The 15602-nt window shown below is 43.8% G+C and carries 12 protein-coding genes; 7 read left to right on the top strand and 5 right to left on the bottom strand.

All coding sequences use genetic code 11. The features are described from left to right. Window positions 1-42 precede the first annotated feature (42 nt). Window positions 43-921 carry a helix-turn-helix transcriptional regulator gene (locus tag DBZ36_RS14355; protein WP_120355653.1) on the bottom strand — a complete coding sequence of 293 codons (879 nt, stop codon included), beginning with the start codon at window positions 919-921 and terminating at the stop codon, window positions 43-45. 111 nt (window positions 922-1032) lie between these two features. On the opposite strand from DBZ36_RS14355, the gene DBZ36_RS14350 reads away from it, so the two are divergent. Both DBZ36_RS14350 and yegD read left to right on the top strand, forming a co-directional pair. Then, entirely contained in the window at window positions 1033-2643 is a 1611-nt protein-coding gene (locus DBZ36_RS14350; protein ID WP_120355652.1) for a glycoside hydrolase family 43 protein, read from the top strand. Window positions 2644-2747: 104 nt separating this feature from the next. Then, window positions 2748-4115 carry a molecular chaperone gene (yegD, locus tag DBZ36_RS14345; RefSeq protein WP_120355651.1) on the top strand — a complete coding sequence of 456 codons (1368 nt, stop codon included), beginning with the start codon at window positions 2748-2750 and terminating at the stop codon, window positions 4113-4115. A gap of 64 nt (window positions 4116-4179) precedes the next feature. Here yegD and gnd read toward each other — a convergent pair whose 3' ends face one another. From gnd to zwf, 3 genes are read right to left on the bottom strand one after another with little or no spacing between them, the layout of a single operon-like run. Beyond that, a complete protein-coding gene (gene gnd / locus DBZ36_RS14340) occupies window positions 4180-5628 on the bottom strand; it encodes a decarboxylating NADP(+)-dependent phosphogluconate dehydrogenase (protein ID WP_120355650.1) in 1449 nt (482 codons plus the stop codon). A 10-nt stretch (window positions 5629-5638) separates the two neighbouring features. After that, complete coding sequence (gene pgl / locus DBZ36_RS14335) at window positions 5639-6358, bottom strand: 6-phosphogluconolactonase (protein ID WP_120355649.1); 720 nt, start codon at window positions 6356-6358, stop codon at window positions 5639-5641. Further along, a complete protein-coding gene (gene zwf / locus DBZ36_RS14330; protein ID WP_120355648.1) occupies window positions 6355-7854 on the bottom strand; it encodes a glucose-6-phosphate dehydrogenase in 1500 nt (499 codons plus the stop codon). The genes pgl and zwf overlap by 4 nt, the downstream gene beginning before the upstream one ends. 298 nt (window positions 7855-8152) lie before the next feature. Here zwf and DBZ36_RS14325 point away from each other — a divergent pair, with 298 nt between their 5' ends. From DBZ36_RS14325 to DBZ36_RS14305, 5 genes are all read left to right on the top strand, one after another. After that, window positions 8153-8623 (top strand): hypothetical protein, encoded by a 471-nt coding sequence (locus DBZ36_RS14325; protein WP_120355647.1) that lies wholly within the window; start codon window positions 8153-8155, stop codon window positions 8621-8623. Beyond that, window positions 8589-9740, top strand: coding sequence for a hypothetical protein (locus tag DBZ36_RS14320; protein WP_120355646.1), 1152 nt, complete (start codon window positions 8589-8591; stop codon window positions 9738-9740). Before DBZ36_RS14325 ends, DBZ36_RS14320 begins: the two co-directional genes overlap by 35 nt. A gap of 12 nt (window positions 9741-9752) precedes the next feature. After that, entirely contained in the window at window positions 9753-12149 is a 2397-nt protein-coding gene (locus tag DBZ36_RS14315) for a putative bifunctional diguanylate cyclase/phosphodiesterase (RefSeq protein ID WP_120355645.1), read from the top strand. Window positions 12150-12292: 143 nt separating this feature from the next. Next, on the top strand, window positions 12293-13444 hold the full coding sequence (gene chrA, locus DBZ36_RS14310; RefSeq protein ID WP_120355644.1) for a chromate efflux transporter: 1152 nt from the start codon (window positions 12293-12295) through the stop codon (window positions 13442-13444). Between the two features lie 42 nt (window positions 13445-13486). Next, the gene (locus DBZ36_RS14305; RefSeq protein WP_120355643.1) at window positions 13487-14086 is read left to right on the top strand and encodes a DUF6933 domain-containing protein; all 600 of its coding nucleotides are present in this window, start codon (window positions 13487-13489) and stop codon (window positions 14084-14086) included. 42 nt (window positions 14087-14128) lie between these two features. Here the strand turns inward: DBZ36_RS14305 and xseA are convergent, their stop codons facing one another. Beyond that, window positions 14129-15493, bottom strand: a complete 1365-nt coding sequence (gene xseA, locus DBZ36_RS14300; protein ID WP_158589111.1) for an exodeoxyribonuclease VII large subunit — start codon at window positions 15491-15493, stop codon at window positions 14129-14131. Window positions 15494-15602: the final 109 nt, after the last annotated feature.

Genomic DNA, 15602 nt, shown 5'->3' with positions numbered 1-15602 from the left:
AAAGAGTTTGTGACATGACATCGCTTATTTTCTTAAAGCTATTTAGTTTTTATAGTCGTGGTGGCTTATGAACTGTTTGCCGGAGGTCATTGTTCGCCTGAATTGTCCAGGGCTTTGCCCTATACCTTGCTTGAATTTGGCACAGAAATAAGCCGTATCAGTAAATTCGCAACGATACGCTATTTCACTAATGCTATCGCCGGTTTGTAGCAAAAGATGGATAGCATGGCTTAGTTTTTGTTTAAGTAGGTAGTGACTAAAATTTTGCCCAAGTTGTTGTTTGAAGTTCCGAGAAAAGTGCGAGCGGGACATCTGACAGATGCCAGCTGCTTGATCTAAACTAATGCCTAAAGACTTTCCTGCTTCCCATTTTTGAAGCAGCGGCCGCAGTATCGCGATATTTTGTAGTTGCTTTGATGCTTGCTTGAAGTCTTGTTGCAAATGCTCTTGCTTGAGTCGGACAAATGTTAGCAATGATCCCAATAAGCTATTTTTTAACATCAAGTCTTCATCCTTCTGAAGGTCATGACTCCAATTCAAAAGGTCGCGAACCCGGCCGAACTCTGAAGGGCCTAATTTGCTGACAAAAGGAATGTTCAAAGGTTGTTGTGGCGATGTAATGCTGGCACTTTGGTAAAAACTGCGGTGGTATTGAAACAGAAAAAAACGTTGCGGGCTAGCTATGCTAGTCAATTGGTGCGCCATAAGTGATGGTACATAAAGCAAGCTGTTCGATTCAAGAGAGAACACTTCTCCCTCAATCTCAACAATGCCGTCGAATCGCTCGAAAAGCATCAGCTCAAACATACTATGGAAGTGATTTTTAGCCGCTAGTGCTGCAGATGGCTCTAATTGGTAGAAGCGTAGTCCAAAATTTTGTCCTGGAGTGAGACTAATGTTTTCAAAATTGAGTTGATTCAAGTTTAAGGCTTAGCCTCGAAAGCAATATAATTATGTTTATAGGTTATATTTATACATTTATTATATAAGAACGACAATATTATAATGTTTTCATTGTCGGTTGGTGTATTTATGAACACGATTGAGAATCCAATTATTCCAGGATTTAATCCAGATCCTTCGATTGTTCGCGTTGGCGACGATTACTATATCGCGACGTCAACCTTTGAATGGTTTCCAGGGGTACAAATTCACCAATCTCGTGATCTGGTGCATTGGAAACTTTGTACGCATGCCTTGGTCGATCAACAACACCTAAATATGTTGGGAATGGATAACTCAGAAGGCGTTTACGCCCCTGCTTTAAGTTATTCGGATGGACAATTTTGGTTGTGCTTTTCTAATGTGCATAGCTGCCGAGGTGGCAGTTGGATGGCTACACCTTGCTTTGTTGTGTCTGCACCTTCGATTTCCGGACCTTGGTCTCTGCCTGTGTCTATTGGAAACTACGGCTTTGACCCGTCATTATTTCATGACGATGATGGTAAAAAATATATGCTCAATATGTTGTGGGATGGTCGACAAGGTAAAAACAAGTTTGGCGGCATAGTCCTACAAGAATTTGACGTAAGCACGGGTAAGTTATGTGGCCCCGTTAAGACAATTTTTACGGGTACTAAACTGGGCTGTACGGAAGGTCCACAAATACTGAAAAAGGACAATTTTTATTACTTGGTCACCGCGGAAGGGGGAACTAGTCTTGATCACGCGGTAACGGTTTGTCGTTCTCATTCTATTTGGGGACCTTACGAGCTTCATCCTCAAAATCCGATACTCAGCTCCCGTTTTCAAGAAGACGCTCCTTTACAACGTGCCGGCCACGGTTTTTTTGTGAAAACGCAAGGTGGACAGTGGTACATGACCCATCTTTGCAGTCGTCAAATTAGAGATCCTGAGCAGGGTTTATACGGGCCAAAATACGGCAATGGACGAAGTATTCTTGGCCGAGAGAGCGCGATTCAGGCTATTGAATGGCGAGATGACTGGCCTTGGCTCAAAGGCGGTGGAACGGTTCCATTTGAGCAGGTAAAAGGGCCGGACTTACCCACACATATTTGGCCAGCTCGACCAAATCGAGATGATTTCGATCAGCCGCAGTTAGATATAAATTTTGCCAGTTTGCGTGAAGCTGTCAATCCGTCATGGCTAAGTTTAACTGAACGACCTGGATATCTACGTTTGAAAGGTCGCCAATACCTGTACTCCCGCTACCAACAAAGCTTGATAGCTCGGCGTTGGCAATCTTTTAATGCGAGTGCTCAAACCGCAATTGAGTTTAAACCAACTCATTTTATGCAAATGGCAGGCTTGGTGGTTTATTACTCGCGTAAAGACCATTACTTTTTAAAACAAACGCTCTCCGATGAAGGTGAAACAGCCCTGCAAATTTGTCAATTTATCGGTGGGAAATATGATGAACATGAGCTTGTTTTACTACCGAGTTGCGAACGAATTCACTTAAAGGTCGACTTAAAACAGCAATGGTACCAGTTTAGCTATAGTCTGGACTCCAATTACTGGGTGGCAATCGGACCTCGACTTAATAGTACTGCGTTGTCAGATGAAGCGGGTAACGATGTATTTCGCTTTACCGGAAGTTTTGTGGGATTGTTTGCCTGCGATTTAACCGGACAAAATTTGCATGCCGATTTTGACTATTTTGAGTATCTACAAGAGCCGTAGCAAAAAAAGCTGTGCTAAACAGCTGATTAAGTACCGGATTAGACTTGTGACTAGGAAGTAATAACGGTAATCTTCGCGACCCATTTTTAAAGGCTTTTAAAATAATGACTGCGATGATTGCTGGCTTAGACTTTGGTACTTCAAATTGTGCATTGGGTCATATGCAAGCTGGTAAAGCTAGCATTATTACCTTACCTGAACATGGGCAATACATGCCTTCCACAGTGTTTGCACCGCAAAGTCAAATGATCAGTGCGTGGTTGTTTCGCAATCTCGAGTCACAAGGTCGCCAGCATCACTATCAAAATGCTCGCCAATCTCAGTTATCGGCGAGTCTTCGAGCCTATAATGAACTTAAACTCGATGGTTACCCTGAAAACCTAGAGTTTGGTCAACAAGCCCTTAAAGAATATCTTATTGATCCCAGTGATTGTTATTACGTCCGCTCTCCCAAGTCGTTCTTGGGGGCCACCGGTTTAAGTGTGGCGCAGCAGCAGCAATTTGAAGATATTGCTGCTGCCATGATCCTGCATCTTATACAACAAGTTGAGCAACATGGACTCAAGCGCTTACAAAAAATTGTGATTGGTCGCCCGGTAAACTTTCAAGGTTTGGATAGCGAACAAAGCAATCGTCAAGCCTTAGATATTCTTCGGAATGCAGCTAAATTTGTCGGTATTGAGCAGGTTGAGTTTTTGTACGAACCCATGGCAGCGGGTTTGGCATATCAAGAACAGTTAAGCCAAGAGTCAAAAGTGATGGTAATTGATATTGGTGGCGGAACGAGCGACGTATCCATGTTGCTGATGGGGCCTGGTTATTTGAACAAATTTGAACATCAAGACTTGGTTTGCGGTTATAGCGGTGAACGTATTGGTGGAAACGATTTCGATATTGCCTTGAATCAATTTGCACTCATGCCACATTTGGGATCAAACCTAACCCAAAGTAATGGTTTACCAGTCCCTAAGCAGCCTTTTACTGACGCTGCATCGATCAATAGTTTTCCTGCCCAAGCGCGTTTTTATGAGTCGGATACCAAGCGGCAACTGATCGAGCTTTGTAAAGACGATAATCTAAATGCGATAGAAGGATTAATTGCCCTGCAAGAGCAGCGCCTCAGTTATCGGCTTAGTGCTAGTGCGGAACAAGCAAAAATAGAGCTAAGCAAACAAGCGAGTAGTAGCGTTGATTTAAGTTATTTACGCCCAAATCTCAACATTGACGTCGAACAATTACAGTGGCAACAATGTGCCACTAAATTATTGTCTCAAATCGCCAAGCTCGCCGATGATGTGATAACCCAGGCTGGTGGACTACCGGATGAGATATTTCTTACTGGAGGTAGCGCGAGCAGTCCTTTAGTCAAAGAGTTTTTAAGTCAACGCTACAACTGCCGGTTTAGTGCAGGGGACAATTTTGGCAGTGTCACTCATGGCTTAACTTTATGGGCAGACAGGATCTATCAATAAGGGAATCAAATCTATTAAAAAGGGCTCTTTGAGCCCTTTTTTGATTGAAAATGGTGCCTAGCGTTTAGACATCGTAGGTTGTCGATGCAGTATCGCCACCAGTCCCAGTCCAATTGGTATGAAAGTACTCACCAGCTGGTTTATCGGTTCGCTCATAGGTATGTGCGCCAAAATAATCGCGCTGAGCTTGGATCATATTGGCCGGTAAACGCGCCGTCGTATAGCCATCCAAGAATGTCAGTGCAGATGTCATACATGGCATTGGCAGACCAATCTCAAGTGATTTAGCTGCAACTTTACGCCACGCTGGTAAGCATTGCTCAATAATGTCTTTGAAGTATGGGTCTGATGCCAAAAAGGCAAGCTCAGGTGTGTTTTCGTAAGCGTCGCGAATGTTACTCAGGAATGCACTACGTATAATACAGCCGCCGCGCCACATTAGTGCCACATTACCGTAATTGAGATCCCATTTATTTTCATCTGAGGCAGCGCGCATTAGCATAAAGCCTTGCGCATACGAAATGATCTTGGACGCTAACAAAGCTTGACGCAGCGCTTCCAACCATTGCTCTTGGTCTCCTTCAACGGCTCCAATTTGCTTGTTAAACAAGGTTTCAGCTGCTTCTCGCTCAGATTTTAGTGAAGACAGGCAACGCGCAAATACAGATTCAGTGATTAAGGTTAGTGGGATCCCAACATCGAGGGCGTTAATCCCGGTCCACTTACCTGTGCCTTTTTGGCCGGCGCTATCCACTATTTTTTCAAGTAACGGTAAGCCATCTTCATCGGCATAAGCGAGAATGTCTGCGGTGATTTCAACCAGATAGCTGTCGAGTTCGGTTTCATTCCATTTGGCGAAAGTAGCTTGCATTTGAGTGTAGTTCAGGCCGAGACCATCTTTCATGAAATGATAGGCCTCGCTGATAAGCTGCATGTCACCATATTCAATACCATTGTGGACCATTTTGACGAAATGGCCTGCACCATCATTGCCAACCCAATCGCAGCATGGTTCGCCCTGTTCAGTCTTGGCTGAAATGCCTTGGAATATTGGTTTAACAAATGGCCATGCTTCGGGATCGCCACCGGGCATAATTGATGGTCCGAAACGCGCACCTTCTTCGCCACCTGATACGCCAGTACCAATAAAGCGGATCTGATGTTCTTTTAGTTTAGCCACACGGCGGTTGGTGTCGGGATAGTTGGTGTTACCACCATCAATGATAATATCGCCTGCGTCCAACAAGGGTACTAATTTGTCAATAAAAGCATCAACAACGTCACCTGCTCGTACCATCAACATCACTTTACGAGGGGACTCAAGTTTTGCTACCAATTCTTCTAAACTGTATGCGCCTTGGATTTGGGTATCTTTAGCGGGACCTTGCAGAAACTCGTCTACTTTTGCTGCAGTACGGTTGTGGGCAACCACTTTGAAACCATGATCATTCATGTTCAAAATGAGGTTCTGCCCCATCACCGCTAAACCAATAACGCCTATGTCTGCTTTCATTATATTGTCCTTATACCAGCTCTATGGCTGCGTCTTTATCTAAATACCACTGGGTTTCACCCCGAAGTGATTTAACTTTCGCTGCTGGATAGGGCAAGCTATCAGCAGCTTGTGATTGAATTTCTTTGAGGATTCCAGCTTTGGATTTACCAATGACTAGATAAGTAATGCGCTGCGCTTGCTCAAGCAAAGCAGCGGTTTTAGTCACTCGTATTTGTCCAGATTCAGGATGTTTTGCAACCAGTGTTATGCCTGGTGCGTCCATTGTGCCCTGATATGGAAATAGCGAGGCGGTATGGCCATCTTCCCCCATACCCAAAATAATCCAGTCAAATACCGGCATGCCATCGCGTAGCGGGATGTGTGAAAGCATTTCGTCTTTAAAACGCTTAGCTTCAAATTCCGGCTCGTTTTCACCTTGAATACGATGAATGTTGGACGATGGTAGCGGTACGTGTTGAAAAAGTATTTGGTTTACATCACCAAAATTGCTCTGCTCATCAGTAGGATCAACCATACGCTCGTCCCCCCACCAAAAGTGGAGATTGTTCCAGTCGATGCTCTGCGCCACACTGTCTTGTGCTAAATGGGTAAACCACCGCTTAGGTGTCGACCCGCCAGATAAGGATATATGCACCGGGCGTTGTAACTTACTGTAAGCAATCAGTTCTTTTGTTAATTGCTCGATTAGAAGCATAGCGGTGTCAAAGCGTTGATAATTTAGGCTCATAGTTCGCAGTACTCTGTGTCGGTTAAATTTTTACATGGATAGCGCCATTGGCGTTCACTTCTGGCTAGCATTTGCTCTGCTTCAATTGGACCCCAAGTTCCAGCGGCGTAGCCATAAAGGGACTGTGGCCGCTCTTTAAAGTCTAGGATTGGTTGTACGAAGTCCCAGCATGCGTGCACTGCGTCGCTTCGGGCAAATAAGGTAGCATCACCATTCATCGCGTCAAGTAGTAGTCGCTCGTACGCGCTCAGCATGGTTGTTTCACTTAGTTCCTTGTAGTGAAAGTCCATTGATACTTGCTCGGCTGTGAATCCTGCTCCGGGTTTTTTCAGGCCGAAACTCATCAAAATACCTTCGTCGGGCTGAATTCGGATCACTAACTTGTTCTCGGGAGCATCGGCACCAAAAACCGGGTGTGGCGTTTTCTTGAAATGAATGACGACTTCAGTGACTCGGGTTGGTAGTCGTTTACCGGTTCTGACATAAAAAGGTACGCCATTCCAACGCCAATTGTTAACTTCCATTTTCAGACCCACATAGGTTTCCACGCGAGAATCGTCGGCAACGCCATGTTCCGCGCGATAAGCCGGAAGGTTCTGCCCTCGAACTTGTGATTCCGTATACTGTCCTAAAACTAGGTTTCGTTTTAAATCATGTTCGCTTAAAGGCTTGAGGCTACGTAGCACCTTATACACTTCATCACGCATCGAGTTTGCATTAATAGCCGAGGGTGGCTCCATCGAAACCATGGCTAAAACTTGTAGTAAATGGTTTTGCAGCATATCCCTAACGGCTCCCGCGCCGTCGTAATAACCGCCACGTTCCTCAACCCCAAGAGACTCAGCTGCGGTAATTTCAATGTAGTCAATAAAGTTGCGGTTCCAAAGCGGTTCGAACATGCCGTTAGCAAAGCGAAACACCAATAAGTTTTGAACGGTTTCTTTGCCAAGATAATGGTCGATTCGATAAATTTGTTGTTCATTAAAGTGCTGATGAATTTTGGCATCAAGGGCTTCGGCAGAGGCCAAGTCATAGCCAAATGGTTTCTCAACCACTAAACGCTTCCAACCATTTTCTTCGGTATTGAGTCCATGGGCGGCTAAGCATTCGGGAATCACGCCATATAAACTTGGAGGTGTGGCTAAATAGAAAAGAGTATTGCCTTCGGTCTGATGATGGTCCTGAAGTAAATCTAGTCGCGCTTTGAGCTGCGCATATTGTTCTACATCTGAGGTGTTCAAACCCTGATAATACAGGTGGTTTGCGAATGCACTGAGGGTGTTTTCATCAACGGTTTCTGTTTCACGTAAAATGCCAAGTAACTTATCGCGAAATTCTTGGTCAGTGAAATGGGTTCTACTGACCCCCAAAATTGCAAAGCTCTCAGGTAAGCCTTGATTTGCAAACAGGTGGTAAAGAGCGGGAATGAGTTTTCGATGTGTTAAATCGCCTGAAGCCCCAAAAATAACGATACAGCTATTATTCGGTATATCCATCGTCTGTCCTTTCAAACTAAATCGCCATTGGGCGGGTATAGGCCGTTATCCTAGCACCGTCAGTCTCAAAGAGGTAATTGATGTTTTAAGTTAAATTGATAGGTTTAATCGATGGGAACGAAACGACATTTTCCCGTTTTCTAACTATTTGAATAATATAAGTTTGATTATCGTCTAGGCTTTGACTAAAGTTTTATAGAGTAACAACATTTTTATAACATACAACGCTTGTCATTTGTAAAACAATAGCATACGTTGATAAGGACTGGTGGACGAGACATTGGTGGTCAATTTGAGAGTGAACCAGCTTGTTGTAATGATCGTTCTATTTTTGAGTTTATGTAGCGTTGCTTTTAGTAACACCGATCAAACAAATGCTGAATTAGCCGACTTAGCTCTGGCGTCGCAGTCAATCTATGTCGTTCTTAATCGTGCCCGCTCCCAAGAGAAGATAGACATAGGTATAGCTAATCGATTGTTCTCTTTACGCCAATTAACGTGGCCAGACGGGCATCCGGTGCAGCTTGTCTGTTTCCCTGATTCAAATGCTGTCCACGTTAAATTTTCTAAAGCTGTACTTGATATATTCCCTTACCAATTGCGAAAACATTGGGACCGCTTAGTTTATACTGGAGTCGCTACGGCTCCCAAACAAGTACGCACCGACCAGCAGTTAATCCATACGATTACCCATAATGCCGACGCAATTGCCTATTCAAATAAGGAAATCAGTGATGACAATGTCTACTCGATTCAGATTCTTCCTTAGTTTAATTGCGTTGTTAAGTGCTTCAAGCTCGTGGGCTGATGTTCAAGCGCCTACTTGGGGAGGTTTTTTGTCCGCTGGTTATATTGCGCCGAGTGATAATAATTTCTATGGGTTCGAAAGCGGGGATTCTGGGCCCATTTATGAAGCAGGCTTACATGGGCGCTGGGCTTTAAGTCCGCGTTTATCGGTTAGTGGCTTATTAAGTGCTAGAGACACTGGCGACTGGTTTGAAAATGGGCTTGTAGTCGATCATTTAAGTTTGAATGCTAACCTTTGGAGTAACCAAAATTGGGATCTGCATGCTAAATTGGGTCGTATAAAGCTTAAAAACGGGCTATACGGTACCACCCGAGATGTACCATTTACCAAGCCAAGTATTATTTTACCGCAATCCATCTACCCTCATATTCTGCGCGAGCAAAGCTTGAGAAGCGACGGACTAAGTCTAGATTTTTACCGTAACTTTGGGTTTGAGAAGGAACTGAATATAAATCTAACTTATGGTAAAGAACCCTATGATCCAAACATGTCAAAGCGATTTCTAGGGAGTCAACAAGAAGGTACTTTTGAGAGCGAAGTTAATTTGTCCGCCTTTGTCAGTTATAGACCTAACTCCACATGGTTTATGGCCTTTCAAGCCCGAGAGTACGCAATGACCTTAGAGCAAGCGCTTCCCGGTTATGATTATGTATTCGATGTCAGGCAGTACCTTGCTTCATTGCAGTATTCGCAACAACGTTTTGAGATTAGCTCTGAATTGTCGTTTCGAGACGGAGGTACCTATGGTAAACCGGATCTCGCAGTCTTTACCGGTAGTGTTGATATGTGGTCAGGCTACGTTAATGCAATCTATTACTTAAGACCAACAGTCGAGCTATGGGCTCGCTACGATCATAGTCAGTTTATCCCAGATTACATTCCGGACAAGTATAAACGATTACAAGATATCGCTATCGGGACGACTTGGAATTTTCACTCTCAGTGGCAACTTAAAGCTGAATATCATTGGTTCAAAGGTGTTTCGATGATCCCACCGATTAGAGACTTATACGGACCTGATGGAAATCCAAAAATGTACTGGCAAATGGCCGCTGTGCAACTTAGTTTCCGCTTTTAGTTAGGGGTAGCGATGCAAGATAAAACGAAGCGTTTTATTAGTCTTCGACATCAGTTTGCTCTGGGTGTGGCTATTGCTATGCTTCTTGGTTTGTCTGGCATGATTTACCTGCTTGTTGATTCCTACCGAGCTCAACGCGAGCAATTGGTTGAGCAAATTCAGAGTACCGTTGATCAAAGCTTAGATTTACATTTATCAAGTTTGTTTCACTCCATTAGTCTGGCCGTACAATTTGATTACCAATTACGCGAAGATAGACATTTTGAACAGATAAGTTCGGAACTTGAACAAAACTATCCCGCAGCCCAATGGCTGATCCCACTTGAGAACATCTGTATTGACAACCTTGGTGGGGACCCACAACGCAATTTCTGCGTGACACCTAATAGCAGTCATGTGCCTGATGTATTGTTAACAAAGCTTAAGTTGAACTTAGAACCAAGCTATGTTTTAGACTGCGACGCGTTATGTACCATGTGGGTAGGGGTGCCTATCGATTTAAAAGATGGCCGCTTGGCAGCGATTTCTCTAAAAGTCGGGCTACAAGACCAATTGATTATGATTAGTCGGCAGTTAAACGTAGCCATTGAAATTTTCATTCATGAACAAGAATCAGCAACCCGCTCTATTGGAAAGTTTGGTGATGAACAAAGCTTTCCTTGGCTGGAGATTAATGACGCAAGTCAGTTAACGGCAGGTTCTAGTCAAAAATTTGAAGTTATTAAACGTGGTCAACATAGTTACGTTTCACATAGCGTGGAGAAGCCGCTAACAAGTAAGTCGAGTGTTGAATTTGTTTTTGTAAAACAATGGGACAAGTATGATTCTCAGTTCGGGTTTTTAGTCCTTAGAGCTTTCATTATCGGCTTTGCGGCGTTGCTACTAAGCATTTTCTGCGGTTACTTTTTGACGGCTGGACCGCTAAAACTTCTTTTGCAGCATGTTCAGCAATTACCTCAAATATTGGAGAATCGTAGATACCAAGCCAATAAAATTAGACGTAGTTTCCGAGACGAGTTTGATAGTCTTGACTCTGCGTCATTAGCGTTGGTTGATGAAGTGAGTTCAATGCGAAGCCAAATATTAGCGACTCACAAAAAGTTGGTGCGCCAAGCGAGAACCGATTCATTAACAGGCCTTGGGAATCGCTACGCTTTTAGCGATATCTTGTCCGAGCACCTTAGCTCATTTCGTGACAGCTCAGAGCCCTTCTTCTTGGTGTACATAGATATTGATAACTTTAAAGCTTATAACGATGGTTTTGGGCATGCTTTTGGCGATCAATTGTTGATTCAGATTGTTGAACGGATGAAAAACAACTTACCCAAAAAGGTCCGATTGTTTCGTATTGGTAGCGACGAATTTCAATTGATCGTTCCCTATGAGACCGACTTGAGAGTTTTCCAGGCCATTAATGAACTAAAACACCTTATTGCGGTTGAAATGAACGCAGGCTTACTTGCGATAAGTGTCCATGTAAGTGTTGGTATTGCACGGGCTAAACAAGCCAATTTTGAGCTAACTACCATATTGAAACACGCTGATTTAGCGCTACAAAGTGCCAAGGCAAAAGGTCGCAACCGAATTGAGTTTTTTGAACCCGCCTTAGAAGAGGCACAAGAGCTGTTGTTTTCAGTTGAAACACAGTTTCAAGCGGCGATGGATAATGACGAACTTGAGTTATTTTTACAGCCTCAAGTGTCCTGTCAGCAGCAAAAAGTACTTGGCTTTGAGTTGTTGCTTCGATGGAATCACCCTACAAAAGGCTTGCTCGCACCAGGGCAATTTTTGGATGTAATCGAGAACAGTCGATATGTCTTAGATCTAGGCTACTGGGTTATTCGCAAAACCTTAGAAATAATGTGCAGGTTTGAATCGTTGGGATACTTGGATTTAAGCTTCGCGTTAAATGTTAGCCCTAAACAGTTTGAAGACGATAATTTTGCTAAAAACTTAATCGATATTTATCAGAGCCGCACTTGTAAAACCAATACCTTAGAAATTGAACTCACAGAATCGTGTGCTGTTAATGATTTTGAGCGTGTCTCGAAGGCGCTTAAGGTCATTCGACATCAGGGAATACATGTTGCATTGGACGACTTTGGTAAGGGCTTTACCAGTTTAAGCTATTTAAGCCACTTACCCTGCGACAAAGTAAAGTTTGACCGCGAGTTTTGCATGGATGCGATGCACAATCCACGTTCGGAAGAGATCCTGCTGAACGCCAAGAGTTTAGTTGAGATTATTGAAGCCAAGGTTTTGGTGGAAGGTATAGAGGAAATGGAGTACGCACAGTGGTTAGGGGAAAGAGGGTTTGACCTACTGCAAGGCTATGTTTTTGGAAAACCTCTGCCGCAAACGGAAGCAATGAGCTATTTAGACCAGGTGAAAATAGACGGAAAAATTTAAGTCTACCTCATCGATTGCCAGTCTTTCAAAATCAGCTGTCATGCTAAGCCTTGAGCGTCGCTGGCTGAGTTTGATTCTGCAGTCATAAAACTGTCATGCTAGTGACACAAACTAAGCACAATTTGTTTCGAGGATACTCAGACGTGTGGCAAGTATTTAAACAATTTTTCTTGTTAGGGTGGACTAGTTTTGGTGGGCCGGCAGCGCACTTAGGTTATTTTCAGCAAGTTTTTGTACAACGATTAGCTTGGGTCGATCAACGGCAATACGCGTCAATGGTTGCTTTGAGTCAATTCTTACCAGGGCCGGGCTCCAGCCAAGTGGGTTTTGCTATCGGTTATCAGCGAGCAGGGTTAGTCGGAGGCTTAGCAGCCTTTATGGGCTTTACCTTTCCATCGTTTTTAATCATGGCGTCGTTGGCTTCATTTAGTGCCGCATATATAGGACATTCCTGGGTCGACGGCATTATTTCAGGCTTAAAGCTACTGGCAGTCGTTATCGTGGCTGATGCTTGCCAAAAAATGTTTCAAAGCTTTTGCCGGCAAACGACAACCATCATTGTTGCCATCTTGAGTGCATTAGTACTCATCGTAGTGCCCAGTTTTTGGACGCAAGTGTGGGTGCTGATTGTAGCGGCCGTAGGGGGAGCGATCTTTCTTGGGGTTAATAAAAATAATGAGCCTGTTCAAGGACATATAAGTGTAAGTCATCGCCTGTCGCTGGTGTTATTTGTGGTTCTATTTGTTTGCGCATTTTTCTTTAATAACTTGAATCCAATCCTTACTCTATGGAACGATTTTTTTGTGGCGGGTAGTTTAGTCTTTGGGGGAGGGCATGTCGTATTGCCTTTGCTTCAAACGATGGCCGCTGATTCCTTAAGCCCAGATCAATTTCTCACCGCTTATGGTGCTGCACAAGCGCTTCCAGGGCCCATGTTTGCTTTAGCATCCTACTTAGGAGCCCTTATATTGCCACAACAACTGGTGCTTGGTGCCAGTGTCGCAACGCTAGCAATTTTCACCCCTGGTTTGTTGTTAATGTATGCTCTTCTACCGAGTTGGCAAAACATTGCTAACCGTCCTCGTTGGACTGGAGCAATCGCTGGTATTAACGCATCTGTGGTAGGGATTTTACTTGCCGCTTTATACCAGCCGATTTTCGTATCGGCAGTCCATGGTGTTTCTGATTTACTTTGGGTCTTGATTGGTTTGCTGGTGTTAGTTCGCTTCAAAGTTCCTGTTTGGTCATTGGTAATAGGTTTTGCAGTTTTAGGGATAGTTTTAAGCGGGTTCTAAAAACTTGGCATTTGCTTTGCAGTTACCGGAATAGAAACGTTTATGACGGAAAATTGGCAAGCTATGATTGAACTACAAATTGCAGACAAGCTACAGTCTTTGTTACCGAGCATTGCTATAAACTCGGCTACTTTATTTGGGCATTGGCAGTGGCAAATTCATCGCTTTGATTTTGAAGGGCAAGATTGTGTATTGTGTTTAGAACAAAATAGTTCTTACAGTATGTTGTTTTTTGACTTAAGTGCTGACGATTATGCGAACTTTCAGCAAGTATGGCAGTATCGCCTTTTGGCCGAGGCTATTAGCATTGCAGATTTGAGCGAACTACAAAGTAGTGAGTTGCAATCGCAATTGATGGAGCAGTGCAGCAATGTTTGGTTGACCCAACGCAGCTTCGCTGATGGCTGCAACAGTTTGATTGATGCTCAGGCTGTCTTAGAGGTGAAATATCTGCTTAAAAAATTGCTTGAAACTGACGAGTGCTTAGCACAAACCGCTGCCCAGGAGTTTGACTGGGGAGTACGAATTAACCGAGCTCGACGCCAGCATCAGCAATCTCCTTACGAACTATTTAAAAGCTATTGTCACAATCTTTGTAAGTTTGAGGCAATGGGGCTACTGCTGCCAAAGACACTGCACTAAGTTCTGAGCCAACGATTCTCAAAGTTATAAACTGACACAGTCTTATTCGGAGTCTGTGTTATGCAACTTGGTTGAGCGCTCCAAAACTTGAACACTTGCATGTCCTTTGGCAAAGTCCAATCTCAATTTCTGTCCGTCATATAGGCTATCAGAATCCCTGATAATACTGCCATCCTCTGCTTGGACCATGCTATAGCCACGATTTAATACCGCTAGTGGACTTAACTGTTCAAGTTGCTGACATACTTGAGCTAAACGATTCTGCGCACTCGATTGAACGCCGGCTTGCGCCTTTTCTAGCGCAAGTCTGGCTCTGGATAAACGCTCATGGGCCAAACTGATTGTTTGTTCAGCTCTAAAACCTCGTAAGCCACTGAACGCTTGCTCAAGGCGATGCTGGCGAAACTGTTGCTTGGTATTGAAGACAGCGGTCAAAGCCATTTGAGCGCTGTCTAAACGTTGCTGTTGCTGCTGTAGCTGGTTTGCCGGACTGACTAATGCTAAACGCTGTTGTAGCGAATGTAAGCGAGACTCAAATTGTTGGTTTCGCCATTGCCACAAGCGCTTGATATTTTGTTGGTAAGCGCTCAATCGCTGGCTAATTTCCATCGCATTCTGACTGACTAATTCTGCGGCGGCAGAAGGAGTAGGGGCACGCATATCTGCAACGAAATCACTAATGCTTACATCGACTTCATGGCCTACAGCAGATATGACAGGGATGGTACTATTGAAAATCGCGTAAGCAAGACTCTCATCGTTAAAGCAATGTAAATCTTCACTACTGCCTCCACCACGAGTTAACAATAACACGTCGACTTCTTGCCGTTGATTAGCCAATTGCAACATCTGTTGAAGTTGAAGTGGCGCATCCGTCCCTTGAACCAATGACGGGTAGATAATCACTTCAAGGTGAGGAGCTCGGCGCTTTAACACGGACAGTATGTCGTGAATTGCCGCACCTTTTGCCGAACTGATGATACCTATTCGCTGAGGTTGTTGCGGTAGGGCTTGTTTTTGACTTGTGGCAAATAACCCCGCTGCAGCTAGTTTAAGCTTTAAGGCTTCGAAGGCGGCCTGTAAAGCGCCGTCACCAGCATTTTGCATTGCATCAACCAAAATTTGATATTCACCGCGAGGCTCGTAAACAGAAATTCGGCCACGTAGTAAAATTTCCATGCCATTGACCGGTTGAAAACTAACTTTGGAGTTGGCTGAGCGAAACATTGCGCAGCGTACTTGAGACTTAGAATCCTTTAGCGAAAAGTACCAATGTCCAGAGTAGGCTTGAGTTAGATTGGAAATTTCACCTTGTAAAAATACTCGTTGAAGTGAGCCTTCTAGAATACTTCGGACTTGATGATTGAGCTGACTAACCGTAATTGCTTGAGCGGTATTTGGATTCAAATGAGTCTCTTTTTCAGCATTGAGAAAAAATAATATACGAAAAGTAACATTTTTTATTTTACCTTGGCTAGTTTTAGCCTATACTCCGACCGCAATATTTTACCCCCCA

The organism is Alginatibacterium sediminis (assembly GCF_003610775.1).
GTDB lineage: Bacteria > Pseudomonadota > Gammaproteobacteria > Enterobacterales > Celerinatantimonadaceae > Alginatibacterium > Alginatibacterium sediminis.
The sequence above is the reverse complement of the archived record's forward strand: the minus strand, read 5'-3'. Positions and strand labels throughout refer to the sequence as shown.

Excerpts from the sequence above, each read along its gene's own strand:
- DBZ36_RS14350 (WP_120355652.1), top strand. The coding sequence starts at position 1,033 with ATGAACACGATTGAGAATCCAATTATTCCAGGATTTAATCCAGATCCT.
- yegD (WP_120355651.1), top strand. The coding sequence starts at position 2,748 with ATGACTGCGATGATTGCTGGCTTAGACTTTGGTACTTCAAATTGTGCA.
- gnd (WP_120355650.1), bottom strand. The coding sequence starts at position 5,628 with ATGAAAGCAGACATAGGCGTTATTGGTTTAGCGGTGATGGGGCAGAAC.
- pgl (WP_120355649.1), bottom strand. The coding sequence starts at position 6,358 with ATGAGCCTAAATTATCAACGCTTTGACACCGCTATGCTTCTAATCGAG.
- zwf (WP_120355648.1), bottom strand. The coding sequence starts at position 7,854 with ATGGATATACCGAATAATAGCTGTATCGTTATTTTTGGGGCTTCAGGC.
- DBZ36_RS14320 (WP_120355646.1), top strand. The coding sequence starts at position 8,589 with ATGACAATGTCTACTCGATTCAGATTCTTCCTTAGTTTAATTGCGTTG.
- DBZ36_RS14315 (WP_120355645.1), top strand. The coding sequence starts at position 9,753 with ATGCAAGATAAAACGAAGCGTTTTATTAGTCTTCGACATCAGTTTGCT.
- DBZ36_RS14305 (WP_120355643.1), top strand. The coding sequence starts at position 13,487 with ATGACGGAAAATTGGCAAGCTATGATTGAACTACAAATTGCAGACAAG.